The 21,883-nt window shown below is 71.5% G+C and carries 20 protein-coding genes; 11 read left to right on the top strand and 9 right to left on the bottom strand.

Features of this window, described 5'->3' with window-relative positions:
• Positions 1–50: 50 nt before the first annotated feature.
• From ACIRP7_RS24675 to ACIRP7_RS24710, 8 genes are all read right to left on the bottom strand, one after another.
• Entirely contained in the window at positions 51–1,322 is a 1,272-nt protein-coding gene (locus tag ACIRP7_RS24675) for a methylaspartate mutase (RefSeq protein ID WP_403663366.1), read from the bottom strand.
• On the bottom strand, positions 1,322–1,750 hold the full coding sequence (locus tag ACIRP7_RS24680; RefSeq protein ID WP_403663369.1) for a cobalamin B12-binding domain-containing protein: 429 nt from the start codon (positions 1,748–1,750) through the stop codon (positions 1,322–1,324). Before ACIRP7_RS24680 ends, ACIRP7_RS24675 begins: the two co-directional genes overlap by 1 nt.
• Before the next feature lie 35 nt (positions 1,751–1,785).
• Entirely contained in the window at positions 1,786–3,060 is a 1,275-nt protein-coding gene (locus ACIRP7_RS24685; protein WP_403663371.1) for a histidinol-phosphate transaminase, read from the bottom strand.
• Between the two features lie 27 nt (positions 3,061–3,087).
• The gene (locus tag ACIRP7_RS24690) at positions 3,088–4,362 is read right to left on the bottom strand and encodes an ATP-grasp domain-containing protein (protein ID WP_403663374.1); all 1,275 of its coding nucleotides are present in this window, start codon (positions 4,360–4,362) and stop codon (positions 3,088–3,090) included.
• A 68-nt stretch (positions 4,363–4,430) separates the two neighbouring features.
• Complete coding sequence (gene upp / locus ACIRP7_RS24695) at positions 4,431–5,111, bottom strand: uracil phosphoribosyltransferase (RefSeq protein WP_403663376.1); 681 nt, start codon at positions 5,109–5,111, stop codon at positions 4,431–4,433.
• 13 nt (positions 5,112–5,124) lie between these two features.
• Complete coding sequence (locus tag ACIRP7_RS24700; RefSeq protein ID WP_403663379.1) at positions 5,125–6,315, bottom strand: cytochrome P450; 1,191 nt, start codon at positions 6,313–6,315, stop codon at positions 5,125–5,127.
• Positions 6,305–7,126 (bottom strand): thioesterase II family protein, encoded by an 822-nt coding sequence (locus ACIRP7_RS24705; RefSeq protein ID WP_403663382.1) that lies wholly within the window; start codon positions 7,124–7,126, stop codon positions 6,305–6,307. Before ACIRP7_RS24705 ends, ACIRP7_RS24700 begins: the two co-directional genes overlap by 11 nt.
• 6 nt (positions 7,127–7,132) lie before the next feature.
• Positions 7,133–9,166: an amino acid adenylation domain-containing protein gene (locus tag ACIRP7_RS24710; protein ID WP_403663384.1), complete on the bottom strand. Its 2,034-nt coding sequence runs from the start codon at positions 9,164–9,166 to the stop codon at positions 7,133–7,135.
• 278 nt (positions 9,167–9,444) lie between these two features.
• On the opposite strand from ACIRP7_RS24710, the gene ACIRP7_RS24715 reads away from it, so the two are divergent.
• Genes ACIRP7_RS24715 through ACIRP7_RS24745 form a run of 7 tightly spaced genes read left to right on the top strand, consistent with a single transcriptional unit; the run spans position 9,445 to position 16,983 of the window.
• The gene (locus tag ACIRP7_RS24715; RefSeq protein WP_403663387.1) at positions 9,445–10,335 is read left to right on the top strand and encodes an acetaldehyde dehydrogenase (acetylating); all 891 of its coding nucleotides are present in this window, start codon (positions 9,445–9,447) and stop codon (positions 10,333–10,335) included.
• Positions 10,332–11,387 (top strand): 4-hydroxy-2-oxovalerate aldolase, encoded by a 1,056-nt coding sequence (dmpG, locus tag ACIRP7_RS24720; protein WP_403663390.1) that lies wholly within the window; start codon positions 10,332–10,334, stop codon positions 11,385–11,387. Before ACIRP7_RS24715 ends, dmpG begins: the two co-directional genes overlap by 4 nt.
• Entirely contained in the window at positions 11,381–12,661 is a 1,281-nt protein-coding gene (locus ACIRP7_RS24725; protein ID WP_403663393.1) for a DegT/DnrJ/EryC1/StrS family aminotransferase, read from the top strand. Before dmpG ends, ACIRP7_RS24725 begins: the two co-directional genes overlap by 7 nt.
• On the top strand, positions 12,658–13,827 hold the full coding sequence (locus tag ACIRP7_RS24730) for an FAD-dependent oxidoreductase (protein ID WP_403663396.1): 1,170 nt from the start codon (positions 12,658–12,660) through the stop codon (positions 13,825–13,827). Before ACIRP7_RS24725 ends, ACIRP7_RS24730 begins: the two co-directional genes overlap by 4 nt.
• A 30-nt stretch (positions 13,828–13,857) precedes the next feature.
• A complete protein-coding gene (locus ACIRP7_RS24735) occupies positions 13,858–15,543 on the top strand; it encodes an AMP-binding protein (RefSeq protein WP_403663399.1) in 1,686 nt (561 codons plus the stop codon).
• Positions 15,540–16,772, top strand: coding sequence for a cytochrome P450 (locus tag ACIRP7_RS24740; RefSeq protein ID WP_403663402.1), 1,233 nt, complete (start codon positions 15,540–15,542; stop codon positions 16,770–16,772). Before ACIRP7_RS24735 ends, ACIRP7_RS24740 begins: the two co-directional genes overlap by 4 nt.
• Positions 16,773–16,788: 16 nt before the next feature.
• A complete protein-coding gene (locus tag ACIRP7_RS24745) occupies positions 16,789–16,983 on the top strand; it encodes a ferredoxin (RefSeq protein WP_030313923.1) in 195 nt (64 codons plus the stop codon).
• A gap of 105 nt (positions 16,984–17,088) precedes the next feature.
• On the opposite strand, the gene ACIRP7_RS24750 is transcribed toward ACIRP7_RS24745, so the two are convergent.
• A complete protein-coding gene (locus tag ACIRP7_RS24750; RefSeq protein ID WP_403663406.1) occupies positions 17,089–17,715 on the bottom strand; it encodes a 2OG-Fe(II) oxygenase in 627 nt (208 codons plus the stop codon).
• Between the two features lie 237 nt (positions 17,716–17,952).
• On the opposite strand from ACIRP7_RS24750, the gene ACIRP7_RS24755 reads away from it, so the two are divergent.
• The 4 genes from ACIRP7_RS24755 to ACIRP7_RS24770 are packed head-to-tail and all read left to right on the top strand — an operon-like array spanning position 17,953 to position 21,873.
• Positions 17,953–18,609 carry a 2OG-Fe(II) oxygenase gene (locus tag ACIRP7_RS24755; RefSeq protein WP_328642193.1) on the top strand — a complete coding sequence of 219 codons (657 nt, stop codon included), beginning with the start codon at positions 17,953–17,955 and terminating at the stop codon, positions 18,607–18,609.
• A gap of 47 nt (positions 18,610–18,656) precedes the next feature.
• Positions 18,657–20,021 (top strand): B12-binding domain-containing radical SAM protein, encoded by a 1,365-nt coding sequence (locus ACIRP7_RS24760; RefSeq protein ID WP_403663409.1) that lies wholly within the window; start codon positions 18,657–18,659, stop codon positions 20,019–20,021.
• The gene (locus ACIRP7_RS24765) at positions 20,018–21,142 is read left to right on the top strand and encodes an aminotransferase class I/II-fold pyridoxal phosphate-dependent enzyme (protein WP_403663412.1); all 1,125 of its coding nucleotides are present in this window, start codon (positions 20,018–20,020) and stop codon (positions 21,140–21,142) included. Before ACIRP7_RS24760 ends, ACIRP7_RS24765 begins: the two co-directional genes overlap by 4 nt.
• Positions 21,139–21,873 carry a tyrosine-protein phosphatase gene (locus ACIRP7_RS24770; protein ID WP_403663415.1) on the top strand — a complete coding sequence of 245 codons (735 nt, stop codon included), beginning with the start codon at positions 21,139–21,141 and terminating at the stop codon, positions 21,871–21,873. The genes ACIRP7_RS24765 and ACIRP7_RS24770 overlap by 4 nt, the downstream gene beginning before the upstream one ends.
• Positions 21,874–21,883 lie beyond the last annotated feature (10 nt).

Raw genomic sequence — 21,883 nt, forward strand, 5'->3', positions numbered from 1 at the left:
ATCTTGAACGCTCCAACCCTAGTTCGTGATCTTCCTCGCCGTGCGGCCCGTCAACGAGGGTGGCTGGTCCGGGACGGGTGGTCGTAGCGCCGTTCGTTGTAACTGAGCATGTCGAGGAGGCCCCGGGCGGTGAGCCGCTGCCGGTTCCTGGCCAGATCGCGCGCCCGGGGAATCGGCACCCCTGCGGGGTCGGCCCAGGTGAGCCGGCCACGGTCGTCGATGCGGGCCCGGCAGCGGTTCGCGTTGTCCTGGTGCAGGCAGTACGGGATGTCGAGGTGCCCGAGGGCGAACGCGCGGACGAGCGCCCTTCCGACATCGCTGCCGAGGGTCAGCGTGTGCGTGATGATCGCCTGGGCCTCCTCGTAGATCCCGGAGTCCGGAATTCCGGCCGGTTCGGCCACCGCCTCCCGCTCGGCCGCCCTCGCGGCGCGTTCCAGGGCTTCGACGTTCTCCGTGATCGACGGGATTCTGCTGGCCTCCACCGCGGTCTTGACGATCAGCCGCTCGGTCCCGGATCTGGCGGCGAGCCTCGCACTCGCTTCGAGCAGCCCGTACGCCCCCTGTCGGCTGCGGGGATAAACGCCCATGTAGGTGTACAGGACGGCGTGCCAGTCGGTGTCGCCGAGCCATTCCTTCGCCAGGGCGCGCAGGGCGTGGATCGCCTCCATGTCCTGTTGCTGATTCGTCTGCTGGGCGTAGCTGACGGAAATGTCCCGCAGTCCGTGTTCGCGGAAGAACAAGCCTTCCAGAATGCTCAGGGAGATCAGCAGGCTCGGCGGGCACAACTGTCCCAGCATGCAGCCGCCGAAACTCTCCAGATGCACCGGTTCGCTGATTCCCGCGAGCATCTCGCAGCATTCCGCCCAGGCGTCGACGGCTTGTGCCAGAGGGACGCGGCTGTACGGCAGACAGTAGGAGACGGGGCCGCCTTCGGTGGCGTCGGCGCCGGCCGCCACCAGTGACTCGAACAACTCGCGGGGCAACGCCGAGCCGTGCCTCACCTGCACCGGGAAGTCGTCGCCCGCGATGCCGGCGAGCACCTCGCCGGTCACCGCCGCGCCGTGGGCCACCAGCGGGAACCCGTTGAGGTCCGCGCCGTTCTCCAGAGCGAGAAGGGCCGAGGCGTGATCGTTGACCCGTGTGTAGCTGTCGACGGTGATGGTGCCCACCGTGGCCGCGTCGACGTTCCTGACCGCATCGAGTCCCGCGCGCATCTGCTCGACCGTGCCGAACCCCATGCGCGGCTGGACGACCAGTTTCCCTTCGCTCGACGCCCGCCGGACGAACCGGGTGAAGCGTCCGGGTCCGGTAGGAGGTGCCATCAGGTACTCCGGATTTCCGTAGAGGCGACGCGTTTCGGCGCGGGCGTGCCCAGTCCGAGGCAGTCGAGGAACCGGTCGAGATCGGCGTCCGCCTCGAACACCGCGTCGAAGCCGTTCGCGACCAGTTCCGCCCGGGACCCCGCGTGCCCGGAACCGTGGACGCCGAGCTTCCCCCCGATGACGACTTTCATGGAGGCGAGCCCCGAATGCCCGCGAATTTTTCTGATCAGCCGTAGGCCGTCGATATGGCCGTGCCCGTTGACCGTGCTGATCACCAAGGCGTCCGGACGAATTCTGAGGCATTCGGACATGACCAGTTCGTCCGGAGTGCACGCGCCGAGGTTGACCACCTGTCCGCCGTTCTCCTCAAGCAGTAACTGGAGAAAAACGAGGTTCCACATGTGGGAATCCGACGAAACGCTGGTCACGACGAATGTCGTTCCGTTTCCACGGGAAACAGAATTCACGGGCGGTTCATCTCGGCCGCTGCCAGGAACGCGTCATTGTCCTCCGCGGTTCCTGTCGTCACGCGCACGCCGTCACCCGGATAGAGCCGTACGTCGACTCCGGCCGAGGCGCACGCGGCGGCGAACTCCTGGGCACGAGCGCCGAGCGGCAGCCAGAGGAAGTTCGCCTCCGAGGGCGGCACGTCGAATCCCAGGGAGAGCAGCGCGGCGCGGACGCGGTCCCGTTCGGCGGCCGTGTCCTGGACCCGGCCGAGGAGCTCCTTCTCCGCCGCCAGCGACGCGACGGCGGCGGCCTGGGCGATGTCGCTGACGCTCAACGGCATGACCATGCGCTGGACGCGGGAGATCAGGCCGGGCTCCGCGAGCAGGTAGCCGACGCGCAGGCCGGCGAGACCGTACGCCTTGGAGAAGGTGCGGGCGACGATCAAGTTCGGCCACGAGGGGATCAGGCGGGCGCCGAGGCCGGGGTCCCGCGCGTATTCGCAGTACGCCTCGTCGAGCACGACCAGGCACGTGCGCGGGACGGCGTCGCGGAACCGCAGGAGCTCGGCCTCGCCCGACGCGGTGCCGGTGGGGTTGTTGGGGTTGCAGAGCAGCACCAGGCGGGTGTGCTCGTCGACCGCCGCGGCCAGGGCGTCGAGGTCGTGCCCGTCCTCGGCCAGCGGGACGCGTGCCGTGCGGAATCCGGCGAGGTCCGCGAGCACCTCGTAGCCGTCGAAGGACGGCCACGAGTAGGCGACGGCTGCTCCCGGTTCGGCGGTCACCGTGAGCAGTGCCTGGAGGAGCGTGATCGATCCGGCGCCCACCGCGACGCGGTCCCGGGAGAGGCCGTAGTGCCGGGCGAGTGCGGCGCGCAGCGCTCCGCAGGCCGGGTCCGGGTATCGGTTGGCCTCAGCGGCGGCGCGGGTGATCGCGTCCAGCACGGACTCGGGAGGCTGGAACGGGGTTTCGTTGCGGGCGAGTTGGTGGGCGGGGGCGGGGTGGTCGGGGTGGAAGCCGTCCTCGCCGCCGAGCAGCCGGGCGAGCCCGGCGTCCTGGGGAGCTTCCCCTCCGGTGCGCTTCTCCAGGAACTCGGCGATGTCCGCCAGCGTCTTGAGGCCGAACAGGTCCTCGTCGGCGATGGTGACGCCGAGGCGCTGGCTGAGCGCCAGGGAGAGTTCGAAGGTGGCGAGGGAGTCCAGGCCCGCGTCCTCGCGGCTCGCGTCCGGGGACACATGGTCGGCCTCCACCTCCAGCTCCTCGATCATGATCGTCTTCAGCAGTTCGTACACGGGTCCTCCGGTCCGATCGCCGGGCCGCTACGCGTCGGCCGGCTTCCTTCGGGGCGTCTTCCAGCGCTCGGGCACCGCGTTGGTCCGGTGCTCCCAGACGACGTTGTCGTCCCACCACTCCTCGATCCGCCGCAGCTCCGCCCCGGTGTCCGGCTCGGTGAGCCGGAAGACCATCTCGGCGACGGGCCGGCCGAGTCCGGGGGAGCTGCCGTAGAGGCGTCCGACGTCGCCGCAGGGCCGGTAGCTCACCGTCCCCGGCAGCGGGCACGTGTCGGGCAGCGCACGCAGGACTCCCTTCGCCGGTGGGAACCAGACGAAGCCGAGTCGTTCGCCGGTCGGGCGGATCTCGACATGATCACCACGTCCGGCCTGGCCGAGCAGGCTCGCGCCGTAGAAGTTCATACCCAGCACGGCTTCGTGGACGTCGGTGACGAGGGCCGCGCCCGCCCGGCAGGCGATCTCGCAGACGACCACGCGGTCGTCCGCGGTGTGGAACAGTTCGAGGTGGAAGGCGCACAGGTCGGGTACGGCGGGCAGTGCGGCCACGACCTGCCGCGCGGTGCTGCGCAGCCGCTCGGACAGGGGGTGCTCGTCGGGCATCATCCCCGTCATGGTCGGGGCGTCGTAGGCGACCGAGAACCAGTCGGAGTACAGGTTGCGGGAGGGCACCGCCAGCACCACCTCGCCGTCCTTCATGAGGCCGTTGACGTGGTAGAAGTCGCCCTCGACCCAGGCTTCGGCCAGCCGGGGGGTTCCGGTGGCACGCTCCGGGAGGGCGCGCAGGTCCTCTTCGTCCATCAGGACCACGGTGCCGTTCGACGCGCCGGAGTCGAGTTCCTTGACGACGATCGGGAAGCCGACCTTCCACGTGAACTCGGCGAGTTCGTCCTTGGACCGGAACTTGCGCATGGGGGCGACGTCGATGCCCGCCGCCGCCAGGGTCGACTTCATGACGTGCTTGTCCCGGTACGCCGTGGCCGAGGCGAGGCTCTGGCCGGGCAGGCCGAGTTCGGCCCGCATGCGCGCCGCGCGCAGCACCTCGCGCTCGCCGAGCGACAGGATCCGGCGTACGCCGAACCGCCGGGCGAGGTCCAGGAGTTCGTCGTCCGGCAGCTCCCAGAGATTGGGCACCACCTCCAGGTGGAGGAAGCGCTGTGCGTACGCGGCGATGTCGGCGGAGGGGATGTCCGCTCTCGTGGTCACCACGACCAGCTCCCGCGCGGCGTCGGGGAACCACTCGTGCAGGCGCGAGACGATCTCCTTGGTGTTCAGCAGGAGAAACGGCCCCTGTTCGGCCTTCATGTGCATCCTTCGATCAGTCGTCGTGTCACGGTCTTCCAGGCCGGTCGGGGAAGCCGGCCGCGTACGCGTCAGGCGTCCGTGCCGAAGTAGCGGTCCCCGAAGTCCCCGATGCCGGGCAGCATCCACGCGTCCTCGGTCAGCCGCTCCTCGATGGCGGAGGTCACGATCCGCACCCGCGGGTACTGCTCGCTGACGGCGCTGATGCCCTCGGGGACGGTGATGAAGTTGACGAAGACGATGTTCTCCTCGGGCACGCCGAGGTCCGTCAGCACCCGCAGCGCCGCCAGCGCGGTCCCGCCGGTCGCCATGACCGGGTCGAGCAGCAGGACGTGCCGCCGGGCGATGTCGGCGGGGAGGGCGGTGTAGTAGAGGCGGGCCTCTTTGGTCGTCTCGTCCCGCTGGATGAGGATCTTCCCGATCCTGATCCCCGGGCAGACGTCCCGCAGTTCGCCCTCCATGCTCTCCCCGGCGCGCACCACGGTGACCCCGCACAGCCCGGTGGCGAAGCGCAGCCCCTGGTAGGCGGCGCCGGTCGGGGTGCGGATCTCGTGCGGTTCGAAGGGCAGCAGGTCCATGCCCGCCTCGATCAGCAGGCGGATGATCCGGCGCGCGTAGCGGACGAAGTCCTCGCGAGGAGCGTCCCGGTCGCGGATCGCGGTGTGCAGGGCGCGCAGTTGGTCGGTCTGGGGCAGCACACGGACGTTGGTGCCGGGGTACTTGTCGATCGAGGGGGCGGTCGGCGCGGTCATGGGGCAGCTCTCCTCAGGCCCTCGGAACGAATTTCACGGGAAGCGAGTCGAACCCCCACAGCAGGTTCGAGCGCAGACGGCGGACCTGGCCGGCGAGTTCGGCGACCTCGACCCGCGCCAGGAGTTCCTCGAACATCACCGTGAGTTCGAGCTTGGCGAGTGAGGAGCCGATGCAGTAGTGGTTGCCCTGGATGAAGCTCAGATGGCGGTTGGGTTCGCGCTCGATGTCGAAGCGGTCGGGGTCGTCGAAGACCTTCTCGTCGCGGTTGGCCGAGGGCAGCCACGCGACGACGTGGTCCCCGGCGCTGATCAGTTCGCCGCCGAACTCGACGTCCTCGGTCGCGGTGCGCAGCGCGTGCATGACGGGCGAGGTGTAGCGCACGATCTCCTGGATCGCAGAGGGCATGAGGGCGGGCTCGTCGCGCAGGCGGTGCCACTGGTCCGGGTTGTCGATGAGGGCGAGCAGTCCGCCGACAGTGGCGTGCCGGGTCGTCTCGTTGCCGCCGGAGACCAGGGCGTCGCAGTTGTAGAGGATCTCCTGGTCGGTCAGCGGGGCGCCGTCGATCTCGCCGCACACCAGGGCGCTCATGAGGTCGTCCTTCGGCTCCCGCCTGCGCTGCGCGGCGAGGTCCTGGAAGTGGAGCAGGATCTCGGTGTGGGCCTGGATCTTGCGCGCCTCCTCGGCCTCGTCGAGGGCGGTGGAGCTCCAGGCGAAGCGGGTGCGCTCGACCATGAAGTCCCAGTCGGCGGGCGCGACGCCGAGCATGTCGCAGATGACCGAGACCGGCAGTTTCTGGGCGACGCGCGTGAACTCGCACTCTCCTGCGGCCAGCGCATCGTCGATGGCCTTGGCGGCCGTCTTGCGCATGGTGGCCTCCAGCCGGCTCACCATGCGCGGGGTGAACGCCGAGCTGACGACCTTGCGGATCTTGTCGTGCCGGGGCGGGTCGGTGATGTTGAGCATCTTGCCGGCCGCGGCGGCGAGGACCTGCGGGTCGGAGTCGAGGCGCATCCCGTTCTGGGAGCTGAACACGCCGGGGTCGGTCAGCATGTCCGTGCACAGGCCGTGGGTCATCACCGCCCAGAAGTGCTCCCCGTTGGCCCGCTCGTTGCGGTAGACGGGGTGTTCGGCGCGCAACCGCGACCAGACCGGTCCGGGGTCGGAGTCCCGATACAGGAGCGGATCGGACAGGTCAACGTTCATCAGCTCTCCCGGTGTCGATCGTGGTGGCGGGACGGAGGACCTCGCGCAGGGCGTGCAGGACGTCGTCCGGGTGTTCTCCCAGGTAGAAGTGGCCTCCGGGGAAGGTGCGGAGCGTGAAGCGGCCCCGGGTCGCGCCGGCCCAGGCGCCCGCGTCACCGAGGCCGACCGCCTCGTCCTGGCGGCCCACGAACGCGGTGACGTCGGTCCGCAGGGGCTGGCCGCCGGCGCGCGGGACGTAGGACTGGACGATGCGGTAGTCGTCGCGGACCGCCGGCAGGAAGGCCGAGCGCATGTCCGGGTCGTCCAGCAGGCCCGCGTTGCCGGAGCCCAGCTCCTTGAGGAGGGCCACGAGCCGGTCGTCGTCCAGGAGGTGGGCGCCTTCCTGTCCGGCGAAGGGGCGCACCCGGTGGGGGGCGCCGCACCCCGAGACCACGAGGTGGCGTACGGCGCCCCCCCGGCCGCCGGACGTGAGGCGGCGCAGGACCTCGTAGCCGACGACGGCGCCCATGCTGTGCCCGAAGAAGACGGCGGGGCGGTCGAGGAGTCCGCGCAGCTCCTCGGTGAGCTGGTCGGCGAGGGTGTGCAGGTCGGGCGGGAACTCCTCCCGGATCCGGTTCTCGCGGCCCGGGTACTGGACGGCCCACACCTCGGCCCCGGCGAGGTCCCGGCCGCCCCAGTTCCGGAAGTAGCTGGCCGCGCCCCCGGCGTGCGGGAAGCACACGAGCCGGGCCGGGGCCGAAGACTCCGGCGGCCCGAAGGTGCGCAGCCAGGGGCTGTCGGGCCGCGCGGCGGCGATCTGTCGCGGTGCCACCGCCGGTCAGCTCCGCCCGGCGCGGTCCGCCGCGCCGTCGCCGGTCGCCCGGGTGACGGCTTCGGCGAGCCCGGCGATGGTCGGGGACTCGAACAGCACGCGGGCCGTCATGGCGATGTCGAACCGGGCGCGGATGCGGGCGATGAGGCTCGCGGCGAGCAGGGAGTGTCCGCCCACCTGGAAGAAGTCGGCGTCGACGCTGATGCCGCGGCGGCCGAGGATGTCGTCCCAGATGTCCGCCAGGGCCGCTTCCACGGGGGTGCGCGGCGCGATGTGGTCGGCCTCGCCGTTGTCGTCGGGTTCGAGGGCGAGCAGGGCGGTCCGGTCGATCTTCCCGTTGGGGGTCATGGGGAAGGCGTCCAGGACGCGGATGGCCGTCGGGATCATGTACCAGGGCAGCCGGCTCCGCAGGTGGGCGATCAGTTCGGCGGCCTGCAGTGCGGTCCGCTCGTCGGCGGTCACGAAGCACACGAGGGTGCTGTCGGGGCCGTCGCCGGTCACCTGGGCGACGCACGACCGGACGTCCTGGTGCTCGGCGAGCACGGTCTCGATCTCGCCGAGTTCGATGCGGTAGCCGCGCAGTTTCACCTGGTGGTCCCGGCGGCCGAGGAACTCCAGTAGGCCGTCGGCGTCCGCGCGCACCAGGTCCCCGGTGCGGTAGAGCCGGCTGCCGGGCACGCCGGAGAAGGGGTCGGGCAGGAACCGCTCGGCGGTGGTCTGCGGCGCGTTGAGGTAGCCGACGGCCACTCCCGCCCCGCCGATGAACAGCTCGCCCGGCGTTCCCGCCGGGACCGGCCGCAGGGCGTCGTCGAGGACGTACGTGCGGACGTTGTCGATGGGGCGGCCGATCGGGACGGAGCCGTGCTCGCCGGCCTCCCAGGCGGCGCCCGGCTCGTGGACCGTCGTGGTGATGGTGCCCTCGGTGGGGCCGTAGACGTTGAGCCAGCGGATGTCCTCGCCGACCCGTTTCTTCCAGGTCAGCAGCGCCTGGCGGGCCGCCTTCTCGCCGGCCACGATCATTGTGCGCAGCGCGGACTCGGTGGCCAGCCGCAGCAGACAGTCCTCCTCCGCGACCCAGCTGTGCCAGAAGGCCGTGGGCACGCTCAGGAAGGTCGTGCCGGTGTCGATGACTTGCTGGGTCAGGGCCCGGAACGTCTGGCGCAGGGGGTCGCTGCCGAGGACGAGGGCCGCGCCGTGCAGGAGCGGCGGGAAGATTTCCTCGGCGGCGGCGTCGAAGCTCAGCGGCCTGCACTGCAGGACGCGGTCGCCGGGGGCGAACGCGAAGTGCCGGTTCACGGCGGAGCTGTGGTTCGCCAGGGAGCGGTGCGTCACCAGGACGCCCTTGGGGCGGCCCGTGGAGCCGGAGGTGTGGATGACGTAGGCGGCGTCCGCAGGAACGGGGACGGGGCTGTCCGGCGCGGGCGCGGTGGGCAGGGCGTCGATGTCCTGCCGGTGCTGGTCGAGGCAGACGATCTCGCCGTCGTAGTCCGGGAAGAGATGGCGAAGCGGCTCCTGGGTCAGGAGCAGGCGTGCGCCCGTGTCGGACAGGACGTACCGCAGCCGCTCGACCGGGTACTCGGGGTCGAGGGGCACGTAGGCGGCGCCGGTCTTCAGGACTCCGAGCAGGGCCGTGATCATCTGCGGCGACCGCTCGACGCACAGGCCCACGAACGCGCCGGGCCCTACGCCGCGCTGCCGCAGGTGTGCGGCCAACCTGCTGGAAGAGTCGTCGAGTTGACGGTACGTCAGTTCCTGGTCCCGCCAGATCAGGGCCGGCGCCTCGGGGGTGCGCGCGGCCTGGGCGGCGAACAGGTCGTGCAGGCAGGCGCCCGCGTCCTTCCCGGCGTCCGGGAGTCTCGCGGGCCGGATGTCCGGCCAGTGGGCGCCGATGTACTCCAGGCACTCCTGGCGGCTCGCCGCCCGGTGCGCGACGCGCCAGCCCGGCGGTACGTCGAGGCCGCCGGCCCACAGAGCGTGCCGGTTCTCGCTGTTCACCAGGACCAGAGAGACACCGTTGTCGTCATGAATCGGGTTGACCACGGCTCGCAGTCCCCTTCGGATGCTAAAGGTGCGGCGTACGGACTGGCGTTGTAGCGGGGGAAGCCCCCCGGGGTGGTGCCCGCACAGCATGTCCATGCGTCCCTGCAAGGACCTCGCCGCCTCGCTTGCCCCGCCCGCGGCGGCGACCGGTCAGCGCGACGGCGAGCCGTCGGCAAGGCCCCGGTTCCAGGCTGGGCCGCGTAGGGACCACCGCGGCCGGCCTCCGCGGGCGGTCCCAGGGCGGATCACGCCGCACCTTGAGGGAAAGGCGACCGTACATGCAAGCAACTGGACGGCTGTCCGTATCGGTCCTCGGCGCCGGACTCATCGGTATGGACCTGGCGACCAAGATCATGCGCTCAGACTGTCTCGACCTGCGGCTCGTCGCGGGGCGGCACGACGCCGCCGAGCTGCGGCGGGCGGCCCGGCGCGGACTGCCGGTGGCGACCGGGGGCATCCAGTCCCTCGTCGACGCCGAGGAGGACTTCGACGTGGTGTTCGACGCCACCAACGCGTCGTTCCACGCCGAGCACGCGGAGAAGCTCGCGGCGTCCGGGGCGATGATCGTCGACCTGACGCCCAGCAGAGTCGGGCAGATGATCGTCCCGACCGTCAACCGGAAGGACATCGGCTCCCACCGCGACATCAGCATGGTGACCTGCGGCGGGCAGGCGTGCGTACCGATCCTGCACGCGATCGCGAGAGTGCACGAGATCGACTGCGTCGAGGTCGTGACCACGGCCGCCACCCTGAGCGTGGGCCGCGCCTCGCGCCTGAACCTCGACGAGTACGTGCAGACCACGCAGGACGCGATCCGCTGGTTCACCGGCGTCGAGGACGTGAAGGCGCTCGTCAACATCAGTCCCGCCCGGCCCGCGGCCACCTTCAGGGTCGCCATGTACCTGCGGGGCCGGGACCTCACCACCGACTCGGTGCGCGCGCTGGTGACGAGAGCGGCTGACGAGATCCGTACGTACGTCAAGGGATTCGGCGTCAGCGTGTGCACCGTCAACGACTCCACGGCCTTCGTCTCCGTGGAGGTCACCGCGTCCGGCGACCGGCTGCCGCACTACGCCGGGAATCTCGACATCATCAATTCCGCCGCGATCCAGGCCGCCGAGTGTTACGCGGCGGACCGGCTCGCACGGGCAGGCAGGGAGACGGCATGAGCCAGGAAGCGGGCAGGCCGGTCCAGATCCACGACCCGACGCTGCGCGACGGCCAGCACGCCGTACGGCACAGCCTCGGCGCGGAGCAGTTCCGCTCCTATCTGAAGGCCGCGGACGCCGCGGCAGTCCCGGTCGTCGAGGTCGGCCACGGCAACGGGCTGGCCGCCTCGTCCCTCCAGGTCGGCCGGGCCCGGCTGAGCGACGACGAGATGATGTCGATCGCCCGGGAGACCCTGACGACCAGCAAGCTCGGGGTCCTCATGTTCCCGGGCTGGGCCACCACCCAGGACATCAAGAACGCCCTCGCGTACGAGGTCGACCTGGTGCGCATCGCGACGCACTGCACCGAGGCCAGCGTCGCCGAGCGGCACCTCGGCTTCCTGCGCGACGAGGGCGTGGAGGCGCACGGCATCCTCCTGATGACGCACATGGCGAGCCCCGACCAGCTCGCCGAGGAGTGCGCGCGCCTGGTCGGGTACGGCGCCACCGGCGTGGGCATCCTCGACTCCTCGGGGCACTTCCTGCCCTCGGACGTCACGGCCCGCATCGGGGCCATCTGCGCCGCCGTCGACGTGCCGGTGATGTTCCACGGGCACAACAACCTCGGCATGGCCGTGGCGAACTCGATCGCGGCGGCTCAGGCAGGGGCCGGCATCCTCGACGCGTGTGCCCGGGGCTTCGGCGCCGGCGCCGGCAACACCCAGCTGGAGGTCCTGGTGCCGGTGCTGGAACGGCTGGGGTTCCGGACGGGCATCGACCTGTACCGGCTCCTGGACGCCGCGGACATCGCCGGGCGGGAGCTGATGCCGGCGCCGCCCACCATCGACTCCGTCTCCATCGTCAGCGGGCTGGCCGGCGTGTTCTCCGGGTTCAAGAAACCGGTGCTCGACATCGCAGCGCGGGAAGGGGTCGACCCGCGCGACGTCTTCTTCGAACTCGGCAGGCGTCAGGTGGTCGCGGGCCAGGAGGACCTGATCGTGGAGGTGGCGCTGGCCCTGCGCGCCGCCCGGGACGGGGGAAGCCCGGCGGGGCGTGGGACCGGCTCATGCTGACCGTGAACGAGAACTCCCGGTACTTCGTGCCGGCCCCCGCTGTGGGAAGCATCCTCGGGGAGGCCGAGCTGGCCGCGCTCGGCGAGCTCGTCCGCTCCGGCGAGAGCCTCTCGCAAGGGCGGTGGCGGGACGCGTTCGAGCAGGCGATGCGCGAGCACGTCGGCAGCCGGTACGCGATGACCGTCACCAGCGGAACCGTCGCCGTCGCGCTCGCCGTACACCTGCTGGACCTCGTCCCCGGTGACGAGGTGATCGTGACCCCGCAGACCTTCAAGGCCACCGCCGACCCCTTGCTGGCGCACGACGTGACGGTCCGCTTCTGCGACGTGGAGCCGGACACCCTGAACGTGGACGTCGACTCGTTCGAGTCGCTGATCACCCCGCGGACCCGGGCCCTGATCCTGGTCCACTACGGCGGCCGGCCGGCCCGCATGGACGAGATCATGCGGGTGGCCCGCCGGCACGGCGTCCGGGTGATCGAGGACTGCGCACACGCGCTGGGCGCCCTCTACCGCGGCCGGCGGCCGGGCGTGCTCGGCGACATCGGGTGCTTCAGCTTCCACTCCAGCAAGAACATCACGACGCTCGGCGAGGGCGGCATGCTCACCTTCGACGACCCCGAGTGGGCCGAGCGCGTCGACCGCATCCGGTCCAACGCCGCCGACGGGGTCCTCGTGCCGTCACCGCTGCTGGCCGGGCCGTACGACCGTTCGGAGCCCTGGATGATGTGGGCGGGGGACTCGTACGAGAAGGAGTGCCCGCGTATCCGGCACCCCGGGAGCAACGCCACGCTGAGCGAGGCCGGGGCGGCCGTGGGTCTCGTCCAGCTGGAGCGTCTCGGGGAGCTGGCCGGGCGGCGGCGGTGGATCGCCGGGCGCCTGGCCCAGACGCTGGCGGAGTTCCCGCAGGTGCGGCTGGCCGACGTGCCCGAGGACATCCACCACCCCTACCACCTGTTCACCTTCTTCGTCCGGCCGGGGCAAGGGGTGAGCCGCGACGAGGTGATCCACGCCCTCGAAGACGCCGGGGTCCAGGTGCAGGTGCGCTATTTCCCCCTGCACCTGCGCCCCGAGTGGCGGGGCCGGGGCCACCGGCTCGGCGAGTGTCCGGTCACCGAGCGGCTCTGGTTCCACGAGCAGGTCAACCTGCCCTGCTACCCGTCGATGACCGACGGCCAGGTCGAGCACTTGGTGCTGGCCCTGAAGTCCGCGCTCACCGGACGGCGGGACACCGGCAAGGGCGGCACGTCGAGTTACGAGGAGGCCCGGGCATGACGGAGTCCTATGACGTGGTGGTCGTGGGAGGCGGGCCCGTGGGCCTGGCCACCGCCTGGCAGGTCGCCGAGCGCGGCCACCGGGTGCTGGTCCTGGAGCGGCACACGTTCTTCAACGAGAGCGGGGGCACCAGCGGCGCCGAGCGGCACTGGCGGCTCCAGTACACCGAGGAGGACCTGTTCCGCCTGACGCTGGAGACCCTTCCGCTGTGGCGCACGCTGGAGAGCCGCTGCGAGCGCCGCCTCATCCACGAGATCGGCAGCCTCTGGTTCGGGGACACCGACGTGGTCACCAACGAGGGCCAGATCTCGGGGACCGCCGCGATGATGGACAAGCTCTCGGTGCGCTACGAGTGGCTCAAAGCCACCGACATCGAGCGGCGGTTCGGGTTCCGCGGCCTGCCCCGGGACTACGAGGGGTTCCTCCAGCCCGACGGCGGGACGATCGACGTCAGGGGGACGCTGGCGGCGCTCTTCACCCTCGCCCAGGCGGCCGGCAGCACCCTGCGCGCCGGTGAGACGGTGACGGAACTCGTGCCGGACACGGACGGGGTGAGTGTCACCACCGACCGGGGCACCTACCGGGCCGGCAAGGTGGTGCTGGCCTGCGGCCCCTACACCAACGACCTGCTGGAACCGCTGGGCGCGCGCCTCGCGTACTCGGTGTACGAGATGGCCATCGCGGCCTACCGGCAGGCCCAGCCGGTGGACGAGGCGCCGTTCTGGTTCGCCTTCCAGCAGCCGACGCGGGAGGACACCAACCTGTTCTACGGGTTCGGCCACAACCCGTGGGCGCCCGGGGAGTTCGTGCGCTGCGGGCCGATCTTCGAGGTGGACCCGCTCGACCACCCGTCGGCGGCCACCGGCGTCGCCGACCGGCGCCAGATGGACCGGCTCTCGGGCTGGCTGAGGAACCACCTGCCCACGGTCGACCCCGACCCGGTGCGGACCTCGACCTGCCTGGCCGTACTGCCCACTGACCCCGAACGGCAGTTCTTCCTCGGCACCGCGCGGGACCTGATGACGCACGGGGAGAAGCTCGTCGTCTACGGGGCGGGCTGGGCCTTCAAGTTCGTCCCGCTGTTCGGCCGGATCTGCGCCGACCTGGCCGTGGAGGACTCCACCGCGTACGACATCTCACGGCTCGCCCCGCAGTCGGCTCTCTGACGTGGCCGCGAGAAAGGAAGGTGACAGGACGTGAGTTCATTCCGTCCCGAGGATCCCGGCCTCCCGAGGATTCCGCCGGATCGCGCGCGGGAGTACCGCGACCGCGGGTGGTGGCGTCCCGAGCGGGTCGACCGGCTGGTGCTGCGGCACATGGACGAGGATCCCGAGAAGGAGGCCGTCCGCGGTCCCGGCGGCCGGCTGACCCGGCGCGAGCTGGCGGACGCGGTCGCCGGCGCCGCCGCCCGGCTGGCAGGGCTCGGGATCGCGCGCGGGGACCGGGTCCTGGTCCAGCTCCCGAACGACCTGGAGCTCATCGTCCTGCCGCTGGCGCTGATGCGGCTGGGCGCCCACCCGGTGATGGCGGTGCCCACGCTGCGCCGCCGCGAGCTGCTGGCGGTCGTGGCGGCCACCCGGCCCACGGCCGTGGCCGTACCGGGCCGCTGGCAGCGCTTCGACCATGTCGCGCTGGCGAGGGAACTGCGGGAGAGCTGCCCGAGTATCCGGCGCATCCTGGTCGCCGACCGCACGTCGGACGCCGTTCCCGAAGGCACCGAGGACCTGGTCGAGCTGTGCCGTCCCGATCCCGGGGCGAGGCCCCTGCCCGATCTGGGGCCGCCGCTGGCCGACGAACCCGCCGTCTTCCTGCTGTCCAGCGGGACCACCGGCCCACCGAAGGCGATCGCGCGCGCCCACGAGGGCTACGGCTACATGATCCGGACGGCCGCCCGGTGGGCCGGGCTGTCGCCGGACACGGTGTACCTCGCCGTCATGTCGGGGGCGCACGGGTTCGTCCTCAACTGCCCCGGCATGTTCGGCGTCCTGGCCTTCGGCGGCCGGGTGGTCCTGGGCTCGCCGGGAGATCCCGGGGCGGCGCTCGACCTCATCGACCAGGAGGGGGTGACGCACACGACGCTGGTGCCCGCGCTGGTCACCCAGTGGCTCAGCGAGGTCGGGCAGCGGGGCCGCGGGCCGACGTCGCTGCGCGTGCTCCAGGCCGGCGGCGCCCGTCTGGAGCCCGCCCCGGCGGCCGAGGCGCACAAGCTGCTCGGCTGCACGGTGCAGCAGTGCTACGGCATGAGCGAAGGGCTGCTGACCTACACCGCGCTGGACGACCCCGGTGACGTCATCGCCCACACCCAGGGGCGGCCGGCCTCACCCGGCGACGAGATCCGCATCGTGAACGAGGACGGCACCGTGGTGGCACCCGGCGCGACGGGAGAGCTGCTGACCAGGGGCCCGTACACGGTCGCCGGGTACTACGCGGCCCCGGAGGCCGACGCGCGCGCCTTCACCGACGACGGCTTCTACCGCACCGGCGACCTGGCACGCCTCCACCCGTCGGGCGGGCTGGTGGTGGAGGGCCGGACCGGCGACGTCATCAACCGCGGCGGGGAGAAGATCTCCGCCGGGGAGATCGAATCGCTGCTCGCCGAGCACCCCTTGCTGCGGGCGGTCGCGGCGGTCGCGATGCCGCACCCGGTGTGGGGGCAGACGGTCTGCGTCTTCGCCGTCCCCTGCGATCCGGAGAAGCGGCCGACGCTGCTCGGCCTGCGCCGCTTCCTTACCGAGCACGGAGTCGCCACGTACAAACTGCCCGAGGAATTAAGGGTGGTGGACGCCCTCCCGATGATCGGCGTCGGCAAGATCGACCGGGTCGCCCTCCGCGCGGCGGCAGCGGACCGGCAGGCCCGAGAGGAACGGAAACCCATCCCATGACCGAGACGCTCGACCACGACATTCCGTCGTTCCCGATGGCCCGCGCGTGCCCCATGCACCCGCCCGCCGAGTACCGGGAGCTGCGCGGGCGGGAGCCGGTCAGCCGGGTCCGGATGCCCGACGGCCAGGTGGCCTGGCTGGTCACCAAGCACGAGCTGGCCCGCAAGCTGCTCGCCGACCCGCGGGTCAGCGCCGACCGCCTGCACCCGGCGTTCCCGGGACGGCTGACCGCCGAGCAGCGCGCGGCAACCGAGCGCGTCCGCCGGCTCAGCACCCGGCGGTCCATGATCCACCTGGACGGGGCCGAGCACGGGGCCCACCGCAAGATCCTGACCGGCGAGTTCTCGCTGCGCCGGATCGCCGCGCTGCGCCCGCGTGTCCAGGAGATCGTCGACCGGAGCATCGACGAGATGCTGGCCGCGCCACAGCCGGCCGACCTCGTCGAGCACGTGTCGCAGGCGGTGCCGTCGCTGGTGATCTGCGAGCTGCTGGGCGTGCCCCACGAGCAGCGCCGCGACTTCCACGAGTGGGCGGGCATGCTGGTCAGCCGGTCCGTCTCGATACGGGAGCGCGCCGCGGCCTCCGACGCGCTCAACGACTTCCTGGAGGACCTCGTCACCGAGAAGGAGCGGGGCGAGCCCACCGACGACCTGATCGGCCGGCTCATCGCGCGCAACCGGCAGACGCCGGTGATGACGCACGACGAGATCGTCGGCACCGCCGTCATGCTGCTGATCGCCGGGCACCAGACCACCGCGAACATGATCTCGCTGGGCGTGGTCGCGCTGCTGGAGAACCCGGAGCACAAGGCGCGGATCGCAGCCGACCCCGCGCTGCTGTCCCCGGCGATCGAGGAGATGCTTCGCTACTTCAGCGTCGTGGAGAACGCGCCCGCCCGGGTCGCCACCGAGGACATCGAGATCGGCGGCGTCACGATCCGCAAGGACGAGGGCATCGTCGTGTCCGGGCTCGCCGCCGACTGGGACGAAGAGGTCTTCGAGCACCCCGACCGGCTCGACTTCGAGCGCGGCGCGCGCCACCACGTCGCCTTCGGGTACGGGGTCCACCAGTGCCTCGGGCAGAACCTGGCCCGGGTGGAACTGGAGGTCGTGTTCGAGACGCTGCTGCGCCGGGTGCCGGGCCTGTCGCTGGCCGTGCCGGCCGAGGAGCTGCCGTACAAGGACGACGCCGGGATCTACGGCATCTACCGGGTGCCGGTGAACGGCTGAGGAGAGGGGCACGCCCGTGCACATCACCGCGGACAGGGAGCGGTGCGTCGGCGCCGCCCAGTGCGTCCTGGCGGCGCCCGCCGTCTTCGACCAGGACGAGGAGGGGCTGGTCGCGCCGCTGACGGTGGATCCGGCCGGGGCGGACGGGCCGGCCGTCCGTCAGGCGGTCCACCTGTGCCCGTCGTCGGCCCTCCGGATCGACGAGGAGTGACCGGGAGGAGCGAGGGGCTCCACCGACGGAAGCCGCCGTCCGAGACAGCTCGGGCGGCGGCTTCCGTCGGTGTTCGGCTGTCGGTGTACGGCCGGGGTTCGTCGGCTACTCGAAGAAGCTCATGGTGACCGACTGCCGCACCAGGCCCCGCCCCGCGGTGACCGGCGCCATCTGGTGCCAGGACGAGGGCGACGCCGAGTAGAACCAGGCGGTGCCTCCCGTCGGGGCCATCGTCGAGGCGGGGCCGGCCGACCTGTCCGGGCCGGACCAGTACTCCTGTTCTCCGCCGCCGTCGGCCGGCCAGTGCTCGTTGGTGTGCAGTTCGAAGGCGAGTCTCTTGTGCTGTTTGCCGGTGTTGAGGTCCTCGAAGTCGCCGTCGACGTGGCGGTACATCTCGGCCCGGCGGTGGAGCCCGATGGTGTCCACCCCGGTCTCGCGGCGGAGCCAGTCGGCGAACTCCTCGGACAGCAGGTCGGTGACCAGTTCGCGCCACGGCGCCGCCAGGGGGATGTCATCGGGGGTGAGGCCGGTCTTGTTGTCGGAGAACGGCAGGACGGACGAGCGGTAGCGGCGCCGTACGTCACCCGTCGAGGTGTCGATCCGCTGGAACAGGCCCGCGTCCGGCGCGGTGGCGCCGAGGTCGGCCAGGTCGCGCGCGGAGAGCAGACCGGCGCCGCGGAAGTGCCGGAAGGGGCGGTCCCACGTTTCGAGCCGGACGTCCAGGTTGATCAAGACTCGCACCTCTCAGCGGCCGGCGTGTGCACCGGCGGTTCGGGTATCAGGGCTGCCCCGCCAGTGTCACCGTCCCGCTTGCCGTGCGATGGCGTGCCGGTTTGCGAAGACCTTGCCGATCCCCGGCAACGGCCGGGCAGCGAACCGACAAGGGGTCGGCAGGGGTCCGCGGACAGGCTGTGACCAGGTCGGGTCCCGGCCGTCCGGGGACCCCCGCATCGACCCCAAGGAGGCACCGTGGTGCTGACGTTCGACTCGGCGCTGGAGGAACGTACCCAGCCGTTCCAGCTCTTCCGCGGCCGTGACCTGCTCGACGACGGGCAACTGAAGGAGTTGCTCGCCACCATGCCGACCGCCGACGTCGCGAAGATCGCGGTCGAGGACCCGAAGCACGAGAAGCAGTACCGGATGAACCTCGTGGACCTCGTCGTCCTCGAAGAGGAAGCCCCGGTCTTCCCTCGGCTGCCCGCGATCTGGCGCGACCTCGTGGAGGACCTGCGCGGCACCGAGTTCACCGCCTGGCTGGAGAAGTCGACCGGGATCGAACTGGCCGGCCTGCAGCGCAGCATCGGCCTCTACACCCACCGCAACGGCGACTACCTGTCGGTGCACAAGGACAAGCCGACCAAGGCGATCACCGTGATCCTCTACCTGAACCGTGACTGGCCCATCGAGGCGGGCGGGCAGTTCCAGATCTTCGCGTCCCCCAAGGCGGGCCCGACGGAGGAGATCAGCCCGGTCGGCGGCCAGCTGCTTGCCTTCCCGCCCACCGACAAGTCGTGGCACGCGGTCTCGAAGATCGAGCACCCGGAGGGGACCGAGCGGATCACGGTCCAGATCGAGTACTGGCTGACCACCGGGCTCGCCGGCTCCGCGTACCGGCCGCAGAACTGACCGTCCGGCGCCCGGCGCCCACCGTGCCGGTACCGAAAGGACCCCCCATGGGAAAGATCGTGGACGAACCCGGGAAGATCCTCGTGATCTGGCCCCCGCAGGTGCTCAGCTACTTCAACGCGGGGCACCACCTCGCGCTCTACCAGGTCGCCGGTCACCTGCGCGCCGCCTACCCGGGTGCCCAGGTCACCGCGATCGACGCCAGCGTCGAGCGGCTGACGTGGAAGGACCTCGGCAGCAGGCTCTTCCAGGAGCGGTACGACGTGATCGCCGTGATGAACGAGTTCGACGGCATCGACGGATTCCGCCGGTTCGTCTCCTACGCGCGGGCGCTGGACCCGGACGCCCCGATCGTCACGTTCGGCCGCCTGTCCGGGGTCAACCCCCGTTTCTTCGAGCGCTTCGACATCGACGCGATCGTGGAGAACGGCGACTTCGAGACCGGCGTCGGCGCCGCGATCGAGACCTTCCGCGGTCGTGCGGCCGACGCGGCGGGGGTGCACCTGCGACGCGACGGCTCCTGGGCCGCCCCGAAGCGCCGCGGTGATCTGCTCCCGGCGGAGGACTGGTACCTGCCGACGCCCGACGAGATCCCGTACGCGCACTACGACGCCCTCTACTTCGACGACGCGAACAAGTTCTGCGGCATCCCGCGCCGCCGCGAACTGGTCGTACCGGCGGCTCGCGGGTGCCCGGTCGGCTGCTCCTACTGCGAGGTGCCGCTGATCTACACGCGGAAGGAACGGCGGCTCACGGTCGAGCGGACGCTCCAGTACATCGATGAGTCGTTCGCCGCGGCGCCGTTCGAGTACGTGGCGTTCTACGCACCGACCTTCACGCTGGACAAGAAGTGGATGGAGGAGCTCTGCCGGGAGCTGACCGGCCGGGGGTCCCCGTACCCGTGGAAGTGCGCGACGACGATCCACCACCTCAGCGAGGGGATGATCCGGTCGATGGGGGCGGCCGGCTGCGTCCGGATCAGCGTCGGTCTGGAGACGCTCGACCCAGAGGAAGGCGCGTTGCTGCCCCGGCCGAAGCAGAAGACCGCGATGGATCTCGACCGGCTCTCGGCCTGGTGCAAGGAATCGGGCATCGAGCTGAACTGCTTCGTCATCGTCGGGCTGCCCGGCACCACGATCGAGGGTGCCGAGCGGACCATCGAGGCCGTCCAGGAGCGCGGCGGCCGGGCCCGGCCGACCGTGTACGCCCCCTGGGAGCTCGCGGGCCCCGACCTCCTCGACCACGAGATGGCCGCGTTCAACCGGCAGTTGTTCGTGCCGGGCACCCACGCGCTGACCGACGACGAGCTGGCCCGCGGCTACGACATCGTCTTCGGCGGCCAGCCGGACGTCACGCAGGTGTTCGAGAACATCCCCGCCCGCGCCGCCGGCCCGGCCCTGCGCCCGGTATGAGGGACGAGACGCTCGTGACGGGGCGGGAAGGGACGGGCTCCCCCTTCCTGCGGGAGAGCGCCGGCCGGTTCCGCAACCGGCGTGTCCGGGTCCCCGACGAGATCAACCTCAAGAACTGCGGGCTGCTCGACAGCCGGGCGGCGGCGGTGCACCGGGCCACGCTGGCCGAGTTCGACCCGGACGACGTGCTGACCTACCCCGTCCTGGGGCCGGTCTACGGGATGCTGGCCGACCGGTTCGGCGTCGACGTCGACTCCCTCGTCCTCACCGCGGGCAGCGATCCCGGGCTGAACCTGCTGACCCGGGCGTTCCCTGAGGTGTCGCGGATCGTCCTGCACCAGCCGAACTTCGACGGCTGGGCGAAGTTCGCGGCGATCTCGGGCTGTGTCCTCGACCCGGTCGCCCCGGACCCGGGGACGGGGCTGTTCGACCTCCGTGACCTGGCGCGGCGGCTGCGGGCGGGAGCGCCGGCATTCGTCGTCGTCACCACCCCGCACAGCTTCACCGGGCAGGTGCACGGGGCACAGGAGCTGGCCGAGCTGGCGGACGCCGTGGCGGAGCACGGCAGTCTCCTGGTCGTGGACACCGCCTACCTGGCGTTCACCGAGGGCGGCGAGGAGCTGGTACGTGGGCTCGCCGGTCTGCGGCACGTCGTCCGCGTCAACACGTTCTCCAAGTGCTACGGCCTGTCGGGCGCCCGGATCGCGGTGACGGTCGCGCACCCGGCGACCGCCCGCCACCTGTTCGACCTGGACCCGGAGGGCTCGGTCTCCGCTCTGGCGATCGCGCTGTTGCGGCGGTCGTTGGAGGAGCAGGCCGTCTTCACCGGGATCTGGGCCGATGTCCGGCGGCTGCGGGAGCGGTTCGCGGCCGAGGTCGAGCGCGCGGTGCCCGGCTGGCACCCCCGGCCGAGCGGCGGGAACTTCGTGACCTGGGACGTCCCCGGCCCGGCTGCCGCCGAGGCCGCGAGCCGGCACCTCCTGGAGCGGGGGATCGTCGTACGAGACCTGTCGGGTGCGCCGGGGCTGCCGGCCGCCGTCCGTATCGCGGTCGCGAACGAGGCCGTCGTCCGTCAGGTCGTCGCCGCCCTGAGCGACCGGTACCGCGAAGGGGTGGCATGAACACCCGGAGGATCATGGTCCCGGGCCTGCCCAACGTGCGCGACCTGGGCGGGCTGCGCGGTCCCGGCGGGGGGTACCTGCGGCGGGGACTCCTCGTCCGGGGGCCGGCGCCGTCACCGGATACGGCGCCGGCGCTCGGCGGCCTGGGCATCCGGACCATCGTCGACCTGCGCCTGGAGGACGAACGCCGGCAGTACCGGGGGCCCGAGTGCACCGGCGCGAGGGTGCTGCCCCGGCCCGTGGCCGGCGACATGAGCCGCATCCGGGGCAACGTGCGGCCCCTGCCCAGCGACTACCTCGCGAACTACCGCGACATGCTGGCCAGGGCGGCGCCGGTCGCAGCGGAGATCGTGGACCTGCTCGCCGACGGGGCGGAGGTCCCCGTCTACATCTGCTGCGCGATGGGCAAGGACCGCACCGGCGTCGTCAGCGCCTTGGTCCTGCGGGCGCTAGGGGTGCGGACGGCGGACGTCGCCCGGGACTACGCCCTGACCGCCCGCGCCTACCGCGCCCTGCGCAGCGGTGACGCCCGCCCGGGCTGGACCCGCGAGGACACCCTCGCGCAGCTGCGGCTGCGGACCTCCACGCCGGCGGCGACCATGCGCTCACTGATCGCCGGGATCGAAGCCGAACACGGCAGCGTCGCCCGGCTGCTCACGCTCCACGGCCTCCGGGAGGAGACCCGGCTGCGCACGGTCGCCGGCGCGTTCACCCACCCCGTCCACCTGTGAGGAAGAAGAC

This window comes from Streptomyces sp. NPDC102270 (assembly GCF_044766405.1).
Classification (GTDB): domain Bacteria; phylum Actinomycetota; class Actinomycetes; order Streptomycetales; family Streptomycetaceae; genus Streptomyces.

Coding starts and splice junctions, on each gene's coding strand:
- ACIRP7_RS24675 (WP_403663366.1), bottom strand. CDS start 1,322: ATGGCACCTCCTACCGGACCCGGACGCTTCACCCGGTTCGTCCGGCGG.
- ACIRP7_RS24690 (WP_403663374.1), bottom strand. CDS start 4,362: ATGAAGGCCGAACAGGGGCCGTTTCTCCTGCTGAACACCAAGGAGATC.
- upp (WP_403663376.1), bottom strand. CDS start 5,111: ATGACCGCGCCGACCGCCCCCTCGATCGACAAGTACCCCGGCACCAAC.
- ACIRP7_RS24700 (WP_403663379.1), bottom strand. CDS start 6,315: ATGAACGTTGACCTGTCCGATCCGCTCCTGTATCGGGACTCCGACCCC.
- ACIRP7_RS24715 (WP_403663387.1), top strand. CDS start 9,445: ATGCAAGCAACTGGACGGCTGTCCGTATCGGTCCTCGGCGCCGGACTC.
- dmpG (WP_403663390.1), top strand. CDS start 10,332: ATGAGCCAGGAAGCGGGCAGGCCGGTCCAGATCCACGACCCGACGCTG.
- ACIRP7_RS24725 (WP_403663393.1), top strand. CDS start 11,381: ATGCTGACCGTGAACGAGAACTCCCGGTACTTCGTGCCGGCCCCCGCT.
- ACIRP7_RS24730 (WP_403663396.1), top strand. CDS start 12,658: ATGACGGAGTCCTATGACGTGGTGGTCGTGGGAGGCGGGCCCGTGGGC.
- ACIRP7_RS24740 (WP_403663402.1), top strand. CDS start 15,540: ATGACCGAGACGCTCGACCACGACATTCCGTCGTTCCCGATGGCCCGC.
- ACIRP7_RS24760 (WP_403663409.1), top strand. CDS start 18,657: ATGGGAAAGATCGTGGACGAACCCGGGAAGATCCTCGTGATCTGGCCC.
- ACIRP7_RS24765 (WP_403663412.1), top strand. CDS start 20,018: ATGAGGGACGAGACGCTCGTGACGGGGCGGGAAGGGACGGGCTCCCCC.
- ACIRP7_RS24770 (WP_403663415.1), top strand. CDS start 21,139: ATGAACACCCGGAGGATCATGGTCCCGGGCCTGCCCAACGTGCGCGAC.